This window comes from Alteromonas sp. BZK5, assembly GCF_014349115.1.
Taxonomy (GTDB): Bacteria; Pseudomonadota; Gammaproteobacteria; order Enterobacterales; family Alteromonadaceae; genus Alteromonas; species Alteromonas macleodii.
The window spans coordinates 1-18,925 of sequence record NZ_JACSOE010000031.1; the positions used below are offsets into that span (position 1 = coordinate 1).

Genomic DNA, 18,925 nt, shown 5'->3' on the forward strand with positions numbered 1-18,925 from the left:
AAGTACGAGGTGATAACCTCAAGTATGATGTGTCTAAGTTTTTGAAATTAAAGTGAAATATAAGTATCTATTTATTGGCCCTGCAACGGGTATCGCTATTACACGAGCGTAAATGAGTTGGACGTTAAAAGTCTATGAAAATCACTGATGAGAATAATCAAAAATTCTTGTCGCTACGATGATTAAAATTCGTTTTCTATTTTGTCACTTAAGATAATAATTGAAGTGTGTTAACAACCCAGAGAAGTCAATGAGTAAAGACTATCGTTACCAGCGTGATGAATGGGACTCGGTAGAAGAGGAAGATTTTCACGCTAAAAAGCCAAGTTCCAAACGTCAAAGTACTGTAAAGGAAAAGCAGAAGCGTGACCTGCAACGCCGTGACAAACAGCGTCGCCTGCACCAAGAAGAGTATTAATTCAGCGAGTTGGTGAAATTTTAATAAAGCGTACCGTTTATAGCGGTGCGCTTCTGTGCTTTTGTGTTTACTTGCCGTATTATCTGTGTCAATTTAGACCCACTTTGATTCGGTTGTACAATAAGCATGGATATACGCTTTCTCACCACCTTTATAGAGGTGGCAAAAACTCGTCACTTTGGTAAAGCGGCTGAAAACCTTTACCTTACTCAATCTGCAGTCAGTGCACGCATAAAGCTACTTGAAGAGTATTTTCATACCACGCTTTTTATTAGGCAACGCAACAGTATACAGCTCACTCAATCTGGTGAGAAACTTCTGCCTTACGCTAGGCAATTATGCGCAACGCTAAACGAAGCAAAACAAGAGCTCCAAATTCAATCCTCTGAATATGTTGTTTGCGGCGCAACACAGCTTGCGAGCGAGCTGTTATTGCCTCAGATGCTCAGTCACCTACACAACTCGTTTCCCGATTGGTCAGTAAAGGCTGAAGTTCTTACGTTAGATACCCTTTCGCGACAATTGCACGAAAGGGTGACGGACTTATCATTCTCCACGGAACCGTTGAAATCTGAAGAAGTAAATAGTGATGTATTGCTAGAGCAGGATTTGGCGCTATATAGAATTGGACAAGCGTCTGAGACTATTGATGCAGCAGATTTTGTGGCTATTGATTGGGGAACTAAGGCAAGAGACTGGTTGCTTACTGCTTACCCTCAACTTCGCGATGCAAAGCTAAGAACCAATTCGTTGAATCTTGCGCTCAACAATTTACAGAGCGAAGGTGGTATTGCCGTATTACCGACCAACGTTGAGAGTCAGTTACCCGGTAGTGTGAAAGTGACCAGAATTGAAATGTTAGAAAACGTATCGTTTAAGGTGTATATGCACAGCATGAAGCAAGTCAGACGAGTGGGTCTAGCAGAGATAATAGAAAGCGTGTCTAAAGCGTGTTAACCGCTGCCATTAAATTTACCCACTGTGCCTAATTTAAAGGCATGTGAGTCGCAGAATTAAAGAGAGAAACTTATGTCACAATTACATCCTTTATTGGAAAAAAACGCATTTCAACGACTAGAAGCAAGCCTTGCAACAATTAAAGCGGAAGAGAAACTCTTCATTCTTAAAGATGAGCACGGCTGTGTAATGCTAACTACTGATGAAGAAGATGGTGTTCCGGTTTGGCCTGATGCTGAGTTAGCACTCTTGTGGGCAACCGAAGACTGGGCACACTGTGAAGCGATGGAATTAAGCACCGAAGAGTTTTTGACTAAGTGGGTGCCGGGCATGACGCAAGATGAATTAATGGTCATTGTATGTCCTGTACCTGCTGAAGAAGGAGAGGTGATTACGCCAGAAGAGTTCGCTGACTACCTTTAAGATGTGATCTCAAGGGGAAGACAAAGGGTAATTATCCACTAAGCAAATGGGCATAAAAACGTTAGTTGGGTACAACGTATCTGGCGTTTATTATGCCCTTAATTAGTAACCCAAGGAGGCGTTATGTTTACTGAGCAACCCACAATGAATAGTCTATTTAGCCAACTCGGTTTAGGAAGTTCAGACGAAGAAATTGCTGAATTTTTTGAAACACATCGAGGGCTGAATAAGAGCCAACATCTTCATGAAGCGCCTTATTGGAATGAAAGTCAGTCTGCATTTTTGAAAGATGCCATTGTTGAAGACGCTGCGTGGGCCGAAGTGATAGACCAACTTAATGCTGAATTGCACGAATGATGACTCTGCGCTCAAAGATTTTAACGTCAAACTAATATTCAATGCTCTGAGAGAAGGTAATAGCCGTTTTGTTGCACCCATCTTCTGATGATTTGTGGTTTCTTCCGTTAGGCGGAACGGGCGAAATTGGGATGAACCTCAATTTGTATGGTCACGATGGTCAATGGTTAATGGTTGACTGTGGTGTTTCCTTTGATGAGCCTCTCACACCTGCCTACAAAGGCGTCAGCCAAGCGTCTAACCAGAATACGTTCAAAGCCACTACGCATCGCGTTGTGGCTCCAAACCCTTCATTTATTACTAAACAAAAAGAAGCACTGGCTGGCATTGTCATTACCCACGCCCATGAAGATCATGTAGGCGCAATTCCTTACCTTTGGGAACGTTTCCAAAAGCCAATTTATACTACGTCTTTTACCGCCGAAGTGTTAAGGCGAAAGCTTGCAAGAAGTAAATTGGCTAACCGAATTGCCATTATTGAAGTCGACGCAGGCGATACTAAGAAAATTGGGTCTTTTAGCGTTAACTGGCTTGCCATTACTCATTCTCTTCCAGAACCCTTCGCACTAAAAATCAATACACCAGTAGGCACAGTATTGCATACAGCAGACTGGAAAATTGATGCCAACCCTATAACAGGTTTACCGTTTGACGTTAGCCTTTACAAGCGACTAGGCAGTGAGAATATTCTTGCCATGGTTGGAGACTCTACCAATGCAACAAAACCGGGCTTTTCAATTTCTGAGAGAAATTGTTACGACGGCCTATTAAGCACTATCGCGCCGTTAAAGGGGAGAGCGGTGGTAGGTTGCTTTGGTAGCAATATAGCACGGCTAATTTCGCTGGCTAAAGTCGCCAAGAAAACTAAGCGTTACATGGCGCTGTACGGTCGTTCGTTAATGAACATGTACGGCATTGCCAAGCAACAGGGCATTTGGCCGGACGATTTGCCTGTGTCCGATCCCCAGCATTTAGGTTATCTTCCCCCCCATGAAGTTTTAGCCGTAGCGACAGGCAGCCAGGGCGAGAAAAATACCGCACTGGCGCGTTTTGCAAAAGACACTCACCCTTACCTTAGCTTAGACAAAGGGGATACTGTGCTATTTTCTTCGATAGTTATTCCCGGAAATGAAGAGAGTGTAGACCGATTAAGTAAAGCGCTGCAGGCAAAGGGAGTAACGGTTATTCACAGTGAAGATAGCACGCTGCCAATTCATGCCAGCGGTCACCCCTGTGAAGAAGAATTAAAGCTCATGTATCATTGGGTTAAACCGAACATTGCTATTCCGGTTCACGGGGAGCATCAACACCTTCAAGCACATGCAAATATTGCTAAAGCGTGCGGTATTAAAAAGACCTATGTAGGGCAGAACGGTGATTTGTACAGGCTAGCGCCACAGCCAAGCATTCGCAGACAGGTTGTTCCAGTTGGTCGCATTCCTGTACAGCAAGCGTAAAATAAAAATATTGAAATAGCCCTAAGTGTATTTAGTCGGACGCGCCTTTTGCTTTTGTTCATATTGTACGCTTTAGAAAAATTAATTTTTATTTATCAATGCGATAGATGTGTCCTTTACGTTTTTTAAAACCTCATTTTAGAAGCTGCCCAAGTTTAAAACATTCTGTTACACTTGGGCTTATAATAAAAATTTAAAACGTGCGATCCATTTTTGATGAGATATTTCAACTATTTTTTACTGCTGTTTTTAGTTGTAAGCCTACAAGCGGTGGCCTCGCCGCGACTGTCTAATCCCGTCTTTCAGTCTTTATCGACCAAAAATGGCCTTCCGCAAGATATCGTCAACGACATTGTTATAAACGAAGATGGCTTTGTGTGGATAGCCATAGAAGGTGGTTTGGTTCGTTGGGATGGAGTTAGAACTAAACGAATAGCAGGTCCAGACAATTCTCTTATCGACTCATCCATTTATCGACTTGCCCTTCAAGGTACTGAAGCGTTGTGGTTTAGTGTGTACGGCAGAGGGGTTTATTATCTCGATTTGGCCACTCAAGATGTGGTGCAATTAGAGCCAACGTACTACCACGACTTTGAAGGTTTTGTGCAACATGCAGAAACCTTTCATTGGCAAGATGACACGCACCTTATCATTGCACTGGCAGAAGAAGTGCATAAATTTAACACGCAAACTAAAACCCTTGAGCGAATAGCAAAGCTCCCTGAGCCGCTGTTGGGTAACAGCCAAAGCATCCGGGCGGCAATCACCGTTGAAGACACCTTACTGGTAGCCACTACATCGGGGGTGTACGTCAAAAATATCAACAATTTAGAACAGTCTTTACGTCGACTTGATTACCTGGGTGATATTCCCGAAAACCTCGATAACGCCAATGCAAAGTTTCTACTTTTAGACGATAAGGACAGGGTGTGGATTTCAACGGTTTCGGGCGTATTTGTTGCTCAGAAACAAGACTTTCTCAAGCAGGTACAGGGCGAAAAAGAACATGTCTTTACACAGGTTCTATCTGACAGAAACGTGTGGACGTTGGTTCAGTACAAAGACGACGCTTTTTGGATGGGCACTAATAAAGGGCTATATCAGCTGAGTAAAAAAGCAGGTGGTTGGGAATACGAACACATCTTAGAACCGCATAACGGTTTCACCGAAATTTCAAACAAAAAAATTATCGCCATTGCCAAAGATGAATCTGACAACCTCTGGTTAAGTTCAGTCTATGCTGGTGCACTGTATTTCGGTGTGAAAAGTGCGGATATTTTTGCTATCCAGAATGAACGAGCCGGTGAGGCTAGCGTTTTGACTAGCCATGTGGTGTGGTCGTTTGCCGAGACTGAACCTAATAAAATATGGATAGGTACAGAAAACGGGCTTAATCACTATGATTTCACGACAAAAAAGTCTGAGAAGTATCTGTATTCAAAAAGTCAAAGAGCGATTATCGGCGAAGGCGCCGTAAACAAAATTGTTCCAACGCAAAGTGGCGAATTGTTTCTCAATACGTACAACGGAATACGGTTGTTTGATATGGAAACAGGGGAGGCTAACCGGCCAGAGGTATTAAAAGGTGGCGATGACACCGTATTTGATGCGTATGGCGCGGGAATGATGCTTTCAGATAAAGGAGATTTGTACTTTATTGGCAACGAAGGTTTTTTAAAGTATGACGTGGACAAAAAAGAAATTTCTTCTTTAGAGCTGGATCCTCGTGTTTTTGACATAAATTTTTCATTGGGTTTCTTGGGGCAGTCTCATTACCACAATGATCGATTATTTTTTGCTACCGAAGGTGGTTTGTGGTTAATCGACCCAGAGACGTTTCAGCATGAATTGGTCTATCGATTCTCAGAGCTACAGCGTGGCCGAGATCGCTCCATATCGTCGTGGGTTATCGACGATATGGGTGTGCTGTGGCTTGCATACAGTGGCGTAGGGTTGGTTGGCATAGACGCAGACACGTTTGAGCCGTTGTACAACCTAAACGAATCGAATATTTTATTATCAAACATTGTTTACGGGCTGCAAAAAGACGAAGCAGGCAATATCTGGTTTAGTTCGCACAAAGGGTTACACAATTACGATCCGTCTACCGGCCAAATCAAGAACTTTATCTACGGACGTGAGCTAAGTGTTTCTGAGTTTAACCAAGGGGCTTCGCTTAAGCTTAAGGACGGTCGACTGGCTTACGGCTCGACGAGCGGCGCTGTGGTTTTCTCTGCATCGCAATTGGAAAGCTTGGAAGTTGGAAGAAGTTTGCTGAGTAAGCAAACTGCTATAACGGAAGTTGCCGTAGATAATAGGGTGCTTAATCAGCCGCTTAAAAACCTAACCGGACACCATTTTGATCTCGATTACGAAGATTATGGGTTAACAATCCATTTTTCGTCATTAGCGATGTCAGGCATAGGAAAAATAAAGTACTACTACAAGCTGTTGAACGGTGATCGCGTCGTTACAGAAGGCGTGACTGACGATGCAAAAATAACCTTTACCAACATAGAACCGGGTGACTACGTTTTTTCTGTTGCCCCTACGCCAGGTAGTTTCGACTATAACGTGCTTCCGGCTGAAATTACGCTTTATATGCCACATGCGCCTTTGCGTTCACCGCTTGCATATACTATTTACGCAGCGCTCATCGTGAGTTTATTCGTAGCATATTTACTCTCCCGTCAACGCCAACTGTTTAGATTACAAAAAGCGCAGCAGCAGGTAACGCTATTCAGTGACGCTTTTAGACAAACTCGAGACTGGGTTTTAATTTTTGATAAAGAAAAGCGTTTAGTTGCCGCGAACCCAGCTTTTGAACAGGTGTTCGGCTTTAATAATAAAGAGCCGTTACCCAAGCAGTTGGCACGACTTTATTTGCGTTACCCAACGTTGAATAGACACCTGTCTGGCAAATTACCTGATATGCAGGGAGGGGATTTTTGGAAAGACGAGGCCGTGATCGATGGTGCTGATGGCAAGCGCTACGACGTGCTTATTGATATAACAGCGGTAAGTGGGGAAAGTAATACTGCAGAGCATTACCTGATTGTTATTTCCGACATCACAGAACAAAAAAATGCTGAGCGCAAACTTCTGAAAATCGCGACCTACGACAGCTTAACAGGCTTGGTCAACAGAACATTGCTGCTAGACAGACTGGAGCATGCTATTGGGCTTGCCCGTCATCATGAGCATCGTGTGGCGGTGATGTTTGTTGACTTGGATAGATTTAAAGGTATTAACGACTCACTTGGGCATGACTACGGTGACAAACTGCTGCGCATTGTAGCCAACCGAATGCGAAACCTTGTGGCTGAGTCGGGCACCGTTGCGCGATTAGGTGGCGATGAATTCGTTATTGTTATTGAGGAAGTTAATGCCAATGACGACTTGAGCTCATTCGTGGCCCAAATCATTGAGTCAGTAGAAACGCCTATATCGTTAGCAGAGGAAGTGCTTCGTGTTTCTTGCAGTATTGGCGTGGCGTTTTATCCAGAAGACGCCTCTGAGCCTGCTGAGCTTATCAAGCAGGCTGATGTGGCCATGTATACGGCGAAGAAGGACGCATTAAGCGGCTTTACCTACTTTACGACAGACATGAATGAACGTGCCAAAACGCGTTTACAGCTTGAAAATAAAGTAAAACGTGCCTATTCAGATGACTGCTTCTTCAATCACTATCAGCCAATTATAGATGCCAGAACCAATACCACTATTGGGGTTGAGTTACTGCTGCGAGGAAAACTGGATAACGAGCCTCTTTTCCCCGATCAGTTCATACCGGTACTTGAAGAATTGAAGTACATAATAGAAGTTACACGACAGGCAATGCGAAGAGCGGCAGAGGACTTGTCGTCTTGGTATAGCCAAGGCTTCACGGGGTTTGTTTCTATTAACCTATCTGCACTTCACTTCAAAACTGAATTCGACTTAACCGGTGTGCTAACCCTGCTTGATGAGTTCAATCTACCCAAAGAAGCGTTTCGATTCGAGATTACCGAAGGCGTATTGATGGATGACAGTGACAATGCGTTAAGACAGATTAATCGGTTTGTGAAAGAAGGCTTTGTATTAGCCCTTGACGATTTTGGTACAGGTTACTCGTCTTTAAGCTATTTAAAGCGTTATCCGTTGTCGGTATTAAAAATCGACAAGAGCTTCGTTAACGAAATGGCGCCGGGTAATGCAAACGAAGCGCTGGTAACAACAACCATTACGTTAGCGAATAACTTGAATATGAGTTGTGTTGCGGAAGGCGTTGAAACAAAAGCGCAAGCGGAAGAATTGATTGGAAAAGCGTGTTATTTCCACCAGGGCTATTTCTACGCCAAGCCTTGTACCGCCGAGGAAGTTGCACCGCTGTTATTTAAAGCGTGGTAAAACGTCGATATTTACCGCGTTTTTCTAACAGATAAGACCATAAAGATTTAAAAGCCAAATCTATAAGAAAACTAAATTTAGCCTCTAAAGCCTTGTTATTCGTCGCATAGAATGTAAACGCTTGTTTAAAAAGCTTGTTTTTCAATAAAAAATAGGGCTTATTAGAAGTCTGTGAAATCATTGTAAAAATGAGCTACATTATAACAACATATGAGTGACTTATGCCGCTAGACATGACAGCAAACGCAAATACCACGGAAGTAATAACATCGCCATTAAGTATGTTGTACCACTGGGAACAGAGCCGTGGGAACGACGTATTTCTTACGCAGCCTATTAACGGTGAATACCACGACTACACATGGAAGCAAGTCGCCGAACAAGCCAGAAAAGTGGCAGCACGTTTACGTGAATTCGATTTCCCGCAAGGCAGCCGTATAGGTATCTTTTCAAAAAACTGTGCTGAGTGGTTTATCGCTGATCTGGGCATTATGATGGCAGGTCACGTGTCGGTACCTATTTTCTCAACAGCCGGTCCAGACACGGTCCAGTATGTATTGAAACATGCTGACGTACAGCTATTGTTCGTTGGAAAACTAGATAATACTGCAGAACAAGTTGCCTCTATTCCTTCAGAATATTTAACGGTTGCATTTCCTTACCCAAACATTGCTACTAAACAGCAGTGGAAAGAATTTATGGATATCGCGCCCATAACAGACTCGCCTGTACCTGATATGGATGATTTGATGACGATCATTTATACGTCTGGCAGTACCGGTCAGCCTAAAGGGGTGGTGCACAGTTACAATACGGCTTGTTGGGCAGCGCGTCGCTCACTCGATCAATTGGGTATTAACCAAAACGATCGCACAATGAGCTACTTACCTCTTGCGCATATTACAGAGCGTGTACTGGTCGAGCTTTCAAGCTACTACAGTGGTGGCAAAATTCACTTTGTAGAAGATTTAACTACCTTCCAACGGGATGTAGGTCACTGTCAGCCAACGCTATTTATTTCGGTACCGCGTTTATGGACAAAGTTCCAGATGGGCGTGTTAGCGAAAATGCCGCAGAAGAAACTGGATACGCTGCTTAAAATTCCAATTTTGAACAAAATTGTTGCGAAGAAAATTCGCGATGGCTTGGGCATTAATAACGCACGTTTGTGGGCAAGTGGTTCGGCGCCACTTGCACCAGCAGTCATTGAATGGTTCGCGAAAATTGGTATCTACATTTCTGAGGGATGGGGAATGACCGAAAACAGTGCCTATGGCACCGGCAGTGTACCTTTCCGTCATGATAAAATCGGCTGTATCGGCAAGCCATACGACGGCGTAGACATTCGCACGTCAGAAGAAGGTGAGATTCAAGTTAAGTCGCCGTGCAACATGCTGGAATACTACTTGGAACCACAAAAAACGGCTGAAGTCTTTACTGAGGATGGTTATCTGCGCACTGGCGATAAAGGGGTCATTGATGCTGATGGCTACGTTAAAATTACTGGTCGTTTAAAAGACATCTTTAAAACCGCGAAGGGTAAGTATGTTACGCCAGCGCCGATTGAAGCAAAATTCATGGAAAACCCTATTGTTGAGCAAGTGTGTGTAACGGGGACTAATTTGCCTCAACCTGTGGCTTTGCTAGTGCTTAGTGAAGAAGCGCAGAAAAAAGACAAAGCGGGCATTGAAGCAAGCCTTAAGAAAACATTCGAAGCTATCAACGCAAAACTGGAAAGCCATCAAGTTATGGATCGCGTTATCATTATGAAAAACGAATGGAGCATCGAAAACGACTTGCTGACTCCGACGCTCAAAGTAAAGCGTCATGTTTTAGAAGACCGCTTTGTTGATATTATCCAAGGTAGCTATCGCGACAAATTAGTTTGGGTTGACGCGTAAAATCCTCGTTGAGTCTTTTGCTTTGGCACTAATTGAAAAAGCTCTGTCCATGACAGAGCTTTTTTTATTAGAAGGAGGGGCAATAAGCGTTAAAACTGTGTTGGGCTATAAGCACTACAGCGACGCTAAATCGCGTCAAACGAAACGCAATGGTCGCTTTAAGAAGGGTAGCGAGAGCGTAACCCTTCATACACTAAGTCGCTAAACTCTGGCTTCGTTAAATCTAGGACATCCATTACTTCTACCAGGTGCTCGTTGTCTTCACGACCTTCCCACACTTTTACGTAAGTGCCTTCTTTATAGCCGTTATCTTGGCGGAAAAAATTGAGCACATTTTTACCTACGTACTGACGATACAGCTCGTCAGCTGACATTTCACACTGGCTTACGATGAACATGAATAGTGGCACGCTAAAGCGTTTGGCGGCGCAAAGGCCCGTCATGAGCTCTAAATTATCAAGAAGCGTCAGATTTGACGCGTCGTAGTCCTTTCCATCGAAGGTTACTAGCGTTTTGCCACTTGCTAATTCAGAAGCAATACTTTTTGCAGATTCAGCGATATCGCCTTTATATTCAATAATGCAGGCACTTAGTGCAAAGTGCCAGATATCCACCAATTCCATCTGAAGCTGTGGCAAGTCTTTTTGCTGTGCTTTCCACCATTTCCAGCCGTGATGCTCAATCGCTTCAACTGACTCTACCATTGCTGCACGTAAGTATCCGTAACCAGCATTTAGCCAGTCTGGGTTTACTTTGGCGTTCATTTTATCCTGAAGAGAAAGCATAGTGGCGAGTTGTTGCGCGGTTAACATTGTTGCTCCTGACCGTGAAATTGTGTTGCATTTTATAAAGGCGAAATTGTACTTGAATGACGCTCCGGGAGAAACTGCAAAATTTAGGATGGCGAGAGTAAAGCGCTTTCTTTAATGTTTGCTTGCTTGTGGTGCACTTGCACCATGGTAAAACTATGACTTATTGGTCATGTTTTCTCTTTTCGTGTAAGTTGTTGATACTTAATGATTAAAAAGTTGGCATTCAACCTGCTAAACATAAAGCGTTAACAGTGCTGCTCAGTAGCGCTAACGTGAATGAGTGCCAGGCAACGCTTATTCACGTTGTTACTGAGTAGACCGTAAACCTTACCCATACAGATTTTTCGTGTCCTGAGGTCTGTGTGGGTTTTTTTTGTCTGAAAATCGCCCACACGCTTCTTTGTACTCATTTACTGCGCCAGATCCCTCTATCACTTTGCTTAGAACTCTCCGGGTATTGATTTCGCCATGCCCCCAGTATTTGTTTTATTTTCATAAGACATTTGCTCATCTAAATTTTGGAGAAATAACTTAACTACTGAGCCCAATGCGATACACTAAATTATAAGGTCGACGATACCTGTACAGTCTTTGCACAGTATCTAAAAAGCACGTTCTACAAAGGATTTTTCGATTGCTTGCGCTATATCCCTCTAATAAATTAGAACACTTAAGTTTTCTTCTCACCACGCTTTTACGTCAGCAGCCCATGGGCGTATTTACGCCAGAAACCATCTTGGTTGAAAGCCCGGGAATGCAGCACTGGGTCAGCATGCAGCTTGCCACAGAACACGGCGTGGCAATGAATATTGATTATCCTCTACCGGTGCGCTTTATGTGGAATACAGCACGTACTGTATTAGGACAAGACAAAGTACCCAAGCAATCTCCCTATCGTCGTGAAGTACTGACATGGCGTATCGACAATATTCTCCAAGACAGCTCGCTAATGAGCACAGAAGCTTTCGAGCAAGTTAACCGGTATTGGCAAAATGCGGGAAGTGAACAAGAGCAGGGGTTACAGCGCCTTCAGCTAGCTACCGCTCTGGCCGACGTGTACGAGCAATACTTGTTGTACCGCCCAGACTGGTTGTTTAAATGGGAAGCTAACGAACGCACTGTATTTGATGACATGGAGATATGGCAAAGTGAAATTTGGCGCATATTGGTCAAAGAGCAACCGCTGCATCCTGCACGTTTGCATCAAATGACCCTAGAGGCGTTAGGAGCGTTAGAAGCTGGTCATTTACCGAATGAGCCAACGAACAAGTTGCCAACTCGGGTGATAGTGTTTGCCATTAACACCATGGCCCCGCAGCTTATCGCGTTTTTTGACGCCCTCGCGCAGCACATTGATATTCATATATTTCACCTAAACCCCAGCGTTAATTATTGGGGGGAAGCGAAAAGCAGTAGCGAACAGGCGAAGCTATTGCGTTTAGAAGGGCTCAAAAAATGGATGGAAGACGATCAGTCAAACCCGCTGCTTGGCAACTTAGGTAAACAGGGCAGAGAGCTATTCAACTTACTTACTGAGCTAGATACCTTTGAGATTAGTGCGTTTGATTCACCGGATTTTGAAGAGGCTTCTAACAGTGGTGAGAACGTTCACCGTTATGGTCTACTCGAATATATTCACAACGATATATTGCAAGCCGCTCAACCGAAGCCACTTACTCATGATTTAAGAGAAAAAGACGATAGCGTTACTATCATGTGTACCCATTCCGCACTTCGCGAAGTGCAGGTATTACACGACCACTTGTTACACTGGTTATCTCAAGATAAAACGCGCACCCCATCTGATATTCTGGTGATGTGCCCGGCCATCGAAAACTACGCGCCATTTGTTGATGCTGTATTTCACAGAGTAGGCACAAAGGCTTTGGCTGGCAGAGGGCAGGTTAGGCTTCCGTGTACCATTGCAGATAGAAGCCCAATGGATGCAGAGCCGTTGATTGCGGCGTTTATGGCGCTGTTACAGCTGCCCGATAGCCGCTTTGGTGTGTCGGACATTATGGATTATCTGCAGCTAGATTCAGTGCAAAAGCGTTTCTCAGTGTCACAAGATGATATCGAGCAAATGGTGGTTTGGCTAAAACAAGCTCATATTCATTGGGGTCTTAATAGCGCCCATAAAACGGCCGTTTCAGAAGGTGTTGATCTAGACGACACTTACAGCTGGTGGTGGGGAATACGTCGATTACTTATGGGTATGCTTGCACCAGATAGTGAAGTCATAGTGAGTGACTTACTTACTATTCCCGACGTTGAAGGACAAAGTGCGCTTACGCTAGGCAAGCTTATTGACGTTGTGGCGCTGTTGGGTGAGTTTGCCCAAGTATTAACAGCCCCAAGGACGGCGGCGCAGTGGTCTAAAGCCTTAATATCGCTTAGAGATGCGTGTTTTATGCCGATAAAAGAGCAGCAGCAAAGCTGGGATCTTATTGCCAAAGTTGCTGCCGATCTTGCTGCACGATGTGAAGAGGCAGGTTATGAACACGAGCTCACCCTTCGTCAGGTGCGCGACCTGCTACTCAATCGATTCTCGTCGCCAGATGCCGGCAACCACTTTATGACCGGTCAGGTTACGGTGTGTTCTATGCTGCCAATGCGTAGCATTCCGTTTAAAAAAGTGTGCATTTTGGGGCTGAACGACAGTGAATTCCCCAGAAAATCAAGCCCGCTGGGTCTTGATTTAATGGCAGGTGCTGGCCGCCAAATCGGTGACCGCTCACGGCGTTTGGAAGACAGGTATTTATTCCTAGAAGCCATTATTTCCACCAGAGACAGCTTATATTTAAGTTACCAAGGGAACGACGTTACCAATAACAGTGAGCGACAACCCAGTCTGGTATTGGCTGAGTTCATGGATATGCTAGAAAACAGCTACGCACTGGAGTTATCAAAGTACAGCGTTAATGCGCCGCTACACCCGTTTAGTGAAGAAGGCTTTACGGGAACCTTGCCGAGCTACGAAACAGGGTGGTTACGGTTAGCTGACGCGTTACAAAAAACGAAATTAAATACCGACGAAGCAGACAATGACTCTACCAATGATGCGGATACGTCAACGTTAGCGCCATCACCTGATGCACTATCAACGCAATCGCTTCGTCTATCAGGTATTCAAGTTGCGAGAGCTTTCAAAGATCCGCTGGAGTATTTTTCTGTCCAACGGCTGGGCGTGAATCTGTCTCAATCGTTTACGCTACTTGAAAATAGCGAGCCGTTTGAAACCAATGCGCTGCTGCGCTACCAGGTGCTCGATGCTATCTTTTCGTCTGCAGAGCGCCTTGCGCCAGAGAAAGATGATGTCACCTCTCTTTCCTATAGTGAAAAAGTGATCACGTTTGCGTCGCTTAGAGGGGATATTCCCAATAACCCCGTTGCCAGAGATGAAGTTGAAATGTGGAAAGAAGGGGCGTTGGCATTGAGTCAGGCCATGGGTCCTCACGACGCGGAGCCTAAAAAAGCGCACTTTCAAGGCAAATACATCACCTTTACTTCATCGGCTTTATTCGGCAGTGACGCGCTAGTCGAGCTTTGTGCAGGCAAGATTGACGCACATCGCGCTTTGGGTTTCTTCATCTCACAATTAGTTTTTTCAAGCAGCGATGAAGAAACCAGCTACAGCAACTATCCGCTGGATATCTATTCCTGTGCTTGGGAAAAGGGCGAAACCATTTTGAAAAAGCAGCGCTTCTCCGCTTACGATCGCGAAACTGCTGTGCGTTTACTTTTGTTTATTGAACAGCTTTATATGGCAGTTTACACGGCGCCGACACCAGTTCATTTAAGTTTGTTCGGTACTTTTATGCCCGGGACCAGAAATTCAGACACTAAGCCTGTAGTGGAAAGCATAAAGCCCGAGATGTTTACCGACATTCTGCATGCGCTACTAGAGAGTGCGGACGGGACTAGTGAAACCGACAAAGCGATACTTAGCCAAGTTCAACATGCAATTGACGAGATTTGTCCGTTCACTGATAAAGACAACGCTGTAGCTAGCGAAACGACAAGTGAAAAACACCAAAAAGCAAAACAGGCGGTGGACCAAGCCGCTGCACTTTTTGACTCGATAGAGTTACAGCGATCATTAACCGACTGGCAACAAAGTAGCGGGCAGTTCAGCGCCGATATGGCAAGCAACCCTTACTTACATTGGCTGTTTCCTCAGGGCGTGAGTTGGAATGATATACCGCATTTAAGTGCTTTTGTGCTGCTCGCCATGGTCAACAATGCGTCTCAGGAGGAGAAGCTATGAGTTACAACCCTACATCCTCTGATAACCCTATAGACGAACAATCTCAGCCGCAAACCGACGACCACAGCGGCACTGAAGCGCAATTACTCGATGTCGTCGCTATGCCGTTAAAAGGGCGCCACCTTATTGAGGCCAGCGCTGGTACAGGTAAAACCTTTAATATTACGCGTTTGTATCTGCGTCTATTGCTTGAAAAAAAGCTCACCGTCAAAGAAATATTGGTGATGACTTTCACCAAAGCCGCGACCGAAGAAATAAAGGGGCGTATTGCGGCAACATTAAGAGAAGCTCTACTTATTTGGCAGCAAGCCAAAGATAACGGCAATGAAATAGACAGTGGCTGTGACCCGGTTTATCAGTATTTATTTAATAGCTGTGATATTGACGAGAGTTTGGCACTTTTAAAAGCGGCGCAGCTAGAGCTTGATGAAGCCTCGGTGTTTACTATTCACGGCTTTTGTCAGCATGTTATTACCCAATTAGCATTTAACAGCGGCTTTGCCATGTCGCTTAACTTGGGCAATGACACCAGCGACTTGTACCTTGAAGCTGCCGAAGACTTCATTCGAAAAATTAGCAAAAGTGAGGACGAGTTTAGGCTACTGGCAGAGTCAGGCTGGCATACACCAGAAAAACTGCTGCGAGAGTTTAACGCCAGCATTAAAAGTACTCTGACCCCAATATTGCTTAGTGAAGAGGATATTGAGGCGGCGTGTAAAAAGCAGCTAGATGAAGCGCCGCACACGTCTTTAGCCTACGTGAAGTCTCTACTTCAAAGCGTAGAAGACAATGAAGGGCTATTGGTAGAACAGCTCATCAAAACACCGGCCCATAAAAAAGAGCGGCCGCAGGAGTTGGCTGCACTTAAAGCTTGGTTGCGTTCTTGTGTGGATGAACAAAGTTATTATCTTCCGCCGCCCGAAGCGGAAGCCTTTGTTAAAGGTAACCGATATGCGCGAAATTCATCTGGCGTAAAAGAGATTTTAACGCCTATAAAAGATTTTGCAGGGGCGCTTAAAAAAGCATTTGGTGAAAAAGACAAAGCGCTTAGTAAGGTGCCTGTATTCAAGCTGGTGGTTGAAGCCATTGCGTTCATCAAATCCCGCGTTGAAAAGCAGAAAAAACAGCTTGGCGTTATCGACTTCGATGATCTTATTCGCATGCTCGCCGACGAAGTGGTGAAGCCAAACAATACTCTTGTGCCTGAACTTCGCAAAAAATTTCCCGTAGCGCTTATCGACGAATTCCAAGATACCGATGCAAAGCAGTACGCGATTTTAGACGCAGTTTATCCTAATCCTGAGAATGCTAACGAAAGTGCGTTATTAATGATAGGTGACCCCAAGCAGGCGATTTATCGCTTTCGCGGTGGCGATATTTTTACCTATTTAAAGGCGGGTAGGCAGGCAGATTACCGCTGGGTGATGAATACCAACTGGCGCTCGGTTGAGGGAATGGTTAAAGCCTATAATCGGTTATTTTATGGCGCGCCTGTGGCATCAAATAGACCTGCCGATGTGTTTGGTTTTGATATCAAATACAACCCAGTCGAATTTACGCCTAAAGCGGCCGCGGCAAAAACGCCACTTATCGACCCTGCCGAACAAGACAAGGTAATGAAAAGTGCTGTAACGAAACGCAGCGCAATGAACTACGTTAGCATGTGTTTGGACGATAAAGAAAACGCCCACATTATGCGTCGCAAAATGGCTCAGTGGATTGCGCAAGAGATTTACCGCTTATTGAACGAAGCGCACTTTCAAACCGCCAATGGTGGCACCGCGCCTGTTAAGCCTCAGGATATCGCTATCTTGGTGAAAGACAGGACCGAAGCTGGCGCTATCAAAAGTGTACTGCAGCAAAAAGGCTTGGCGTGCGTTTATCTAAGCGATCGCAGTAACTTATTTGCCAGTGCCGAAGCCAAAGATGTACTGCGGTTACTTAACGGTATTTGGCATGCTAACGACACCAGTAAAGTAGCGTCGAGCTTGGCGTCACCGCTTTGGGGTTATAGTGCCCAAACACTTATTGAATTGCTATACCATGAAGATGACGCGCAGTGGGATGCGGCTATCGACAAGGTATTGTCGCTGCGGGATATGTGGCTGCAAAAAGGGTGCATGAGTGTGCTGCTGTATTTAATGCAAGACAGCTATCAACCTCATGCTGACAGCGTGGAACGCGCCCTTACTAACTATCAGCATTTGGCCGAAGTGCTGGAAAAAGCTAGCACTACTCACCAGCGCCCAGAGCAGCTACTCGACTGGTTGAATAAGCAAATTCATAAGCCTGAAAGCGATGAAGAGCTTACTTTGCGCCTTGAAAGTGACAGCCAACTTATTCGACTTATTACTCAACACGGCTCGAAAGGGCTAGAGTACCCCATCGTGTTTGTTCCTTTTGCCACCGGCTACAGAGACGCCGCTAAAAACGGCAACACTACGTCGCAAATATTTACTTATTACGACGAAGAAAAACAAGATTTGCAAATGCAGCTTGGGCAGACGCCACAGGCGATAGCTCGCGTTCAAAGTGAGAGTGAAGCGGAAGACATGCGACTGGCCTATGTGGCGGTAACACGAGCTGCCCATCGCTGTTACATGGGCGTTGTACCGCTGACTAACAATGAAAGAAGCGCATTAGCACGAGCACTTGGTGTAGGCGGCGATGGCAGCAACAACGATTGGTCGAGTGTGTTAAACCGCGTTGCTGATGAAGATGCGTCCCATGCCAGCCATATCGACGGTGATGAGTTTGAGGAAGTGTATAATGGCTTTGAACAAGAAGATGAGTTACCTCAGCTAACCGCGTTGCAATTTACCGGCACGGCAAGCGAAGAATGGCGACTGTATTCATTCTCAGCAATGAGCCGTTTAACCACGGCTGGTGCTAACCAAAGCGTTGAAACAGGCACAGCAGCAGAGTCCGGCGCAACAACAGAGCCCTTGAGTCAAACCCTTCCTAATGTGCCAGTACTTCAAACCATTCGAGATGAAGAAGTGTATGCAAGTGACCCCCTTATGGGTGAGATGGGCACAATTGATGCAGACATCAATTCCTCGGCAGGTATTGAAAGTACGGTAAGTAAAAGTGATCTGCGTTTTACCCTAGAGAAAGGTGCGAGCGCAGGTAATTTACTTCACGATATTCTAGAGCACAGTGACTTTAGTGCGCCCGATTGGGAAGAAACGGGTAAGGAACTGGTTAACCGCTTCGGGTTAGATGAAAAGCGAACGCCGCTACTCTATAAATGGTTAGAAGAAGCGCTACAGACGCCTCTGTATCCCAATATGCAGCTAAGTATGAGTGATTTGCCCTTAGCGCAAACCCTGCGCGAAGCCGAATTCTATTTTCCAATGAACGACACGCAATGGACTCAGCTTCGTGAAGTACTCGCGACTCATCGAAAAAACGTGGCTGACGTTATTGGTGGCGAGATGGAAACAGCGCCTCAATTAATCACAGCTAAATTACAGGGAATGATGCACGGGTTTATTGATTTGATTTTTGAACATGACGGTCAGTTTTATGTGGCAGACTACAAATCAACCTGGCTTGGCGATACCCTTGATAGCTACACGCCAACAGCGCTGTTTCACAATAACCAGCATCACCTTTACGACCTTCAGTACTTAATTTACTGTTTGGCGCTACATCGCTATTTAAAGAATACGCTGCCTAACTACGACCCAGATATGCATTTTGGTGGAGTGTATTACTTGTATCTACGAGGTATGCACCCAGAAAACGAGCGCGGGGAAGGGGTATTTTATACTGATGTTCCATCGTCTGTACTCAATCGATTAGACGGGATATTTGCGAGCAAAGGCGATGCCCAGCAAGGCAATAGTTCTTCGAATGCAGGCAGCTCTCGCCAGCCTTTGGAACAAACGTCTTCGGGTCAGCAGCAGTTTAGTTTCGATGACAAGTAGTCAACATCATAG

General features: G+C 44.9%; 10 protein-coding genes. 9 read left to right on the forward strand and 1 reads right to left on the reverse strand.

Annotated features, from left to right (window positions below; all coding sequences use genetic code 11):
- Positions 1 to 250: 250 nt before the first annotated feature.
- The 7 genes from BIZ39_RS10805 to BIZ39_RS10835 all read left to right on the forward strand — a co-directional run bounded on the left by BIZ39_RS10805 (position 251) and on the right by BIZ39_RS10835 (position 9,902).
- Positions 251 to 418: a hypothetical protein gene (locus tag BIZ39_RS10805; RefSeq protein ID WP_168463489.1), complete on the forward strand. Its 168-nt coding sequence runs from the start codon at positions 251 to 253 to the stop codon at positions 416 to 418.
- 126 nt (positions 419 to 544) lie between these two features.
- On the forward strand, positions 545 to 1,375 hold the full coding sequence (locus BIZ39_RS10810; RefSeq protein ID WP_049587635.1) for a LysR family transcriptional regulator: 831 nt from the start codon (positions 545 to 547) through the stop codon (positions 1,373 to 1,375).
- Between the two features lie 72 nt (positions 1,376 to 1,447).
- On the forward strand, positions 1,448 to 1,798 hold the full coding sequence (locus tag BIZ39_RS10815; RefSeq protein ID WP_014949811.1) for a DUF2750 domain-containing protein: 351 nt from the start codon (positions 1,448 to 1,450) through the stop codon (positions 1,796 to 1,798).
- 123 nt (positions 1,799 to 1,921) lie between these two features.
- A complete protein-coding gene (locus tag BIZ39_RS10820; protein WP_014949810.1) occupies positions 1,922 to 2,155 on the forward strand; it encodes a DUF2789 domain-containing protein in 234 nt (77 codons plus the stop codon).
- Positions 2,156 to 2,223: 68 nt separating this feature from the next.
- On the forward strand, positions 2,224 to 3,612 hold the full coding sequence (locus BIZ39_RS10825; protein WP_049587636.1) for a ribonuclease J: 1,389 nt from the start codon (positions 2,224 to 2,226) through the stop codon (positions 3,610 to 3,612).
- A gap of 216 nt (positions 3,613 to 3,828) precedes the next feature.
- Complete coding sequence (locus tag BIZ39_RS10830) at positions 3,829 to 8,001, forward strand: EAL domain-containing protein (protein WP_187446970.1); 4,173 nt, start codon at positions 3,829 to 3,831, stop codon at positions 7,999 to 8,001.
- Positions 8,002 to 8,222: 221 nt separating this feature from the next.
- Positions 8,223 to 9,902 (forward strand): AMP-binding protein, encoded by a 1,680-nt coding sequence (locus BIZ39_RS10835; protein WP_049587639.1) that lies wholly within the window; start codon positions 8,223 to 8,225, stop codon positions 9,900 to 9,902.
- A gap of 158 nt (positions 9,903 to 10,060) precedes the next feature.
- Here the strand turns inward: BIZ39_RS10835 and BIZ39_RS10840 are convergent, their stop codons facing one another.
- The gene (locus BIZ39_RS10840) at positions 10,061 to 10,714 is read right to left on the reverse strand and encodes a dUTP diphosphatase (RefSeq protein ID WP_049587640.1); all 654 of its coding nucleotides are present in this window, start codon (positions 10,712 to 10,714) and stop codon (positions 10,061 to 10,063) included.
- A gap of 634 nt (positions 10,715 to 11,348) precedes the next feature.
- Between BIZ39_RS10840 and recC the strand changes: the two genes are divergently transcribed.
- Complete coding sequence (gene recC, locus BIZ39_RS10845) at positions 11,349 to 14,981, forward strand: exodeoxyribonuclease V subunit gamma (protein ID WP_187446957.1); 3,633 nt, start codon at positions 11,349 to 11,351, stop codon at positions 14,979 to 14,981.
- Positions 14,978 to 18,913, forward strand: a complete 3,936-nt coding sequence (gene recB, locus BIZ39_RS10850; protein ID WP_187446958.1) for an exodeoxyribonuclease V subunit beta — start codon at positions 14,978 to 14,980, stop codon at positions 18,911 to 18,913. The genes recC and recB overlap by 4 nt, the downstream gene beginning before the upstream one ends.
- Positions 18,914 to 18,925 lie beyond the last annotated feature (12 nt).

Coding starts and splice junctions, on each gene's coding strand:
- BIZ39_RS10830 (WP_187446970.1), top strand. CDS start 3,829: ATGAGATATTTCAACTATTTTTTACTGCTGTTTTTAGTTGTAAGCCTA.
- BIZ39_RS10820 (WP_014949810.1), top strand. CDS start 1,922: ATGTTTACTGAGCAACCCACAATGAATAGTCTATTTAGCCAACTCGGT.
- BIZ39_RS10835 (WP_049587639.1), top strand. CDS start 8,223: ATGCCGCTAGACATGACAGCAAACGCAAATACCACGGAAGTAATAACA.
- BIZ39_RS10810 (WP_049587635.1), top strand. CDS start 545: ATGGATATACGCTTTCTCACCACCTTTATAGAGGTGGCAAAAACTCGT.
- recB (WP_187446958.1), top strand. CDS start 14,978: ATGAGTTACAACCCTACATCCTCTGATAACCCTATAGACGAACAATCT.
- BIZ39_RS10815 (WP_014949811.1), top strand. CDS start 1,448: ATGTCACAATTACATCCTTTATTGGAAAAAAACGCATTTCAACGACTA.
- BIZ39_RS10805 (WP_168463489.1), top strand. CDS start 251: ATGAGTAAAGACTATCGTTACCAGCGTGATGAATGGGACTCGGTAGAA.
- BIZ39_RS10840 (WP_049587640.1), bottom strand. CDS start 10,714: ATGTTAACCGCGCAACAACTCGCCACTATGCTTTCTCTTCAGGATAAA.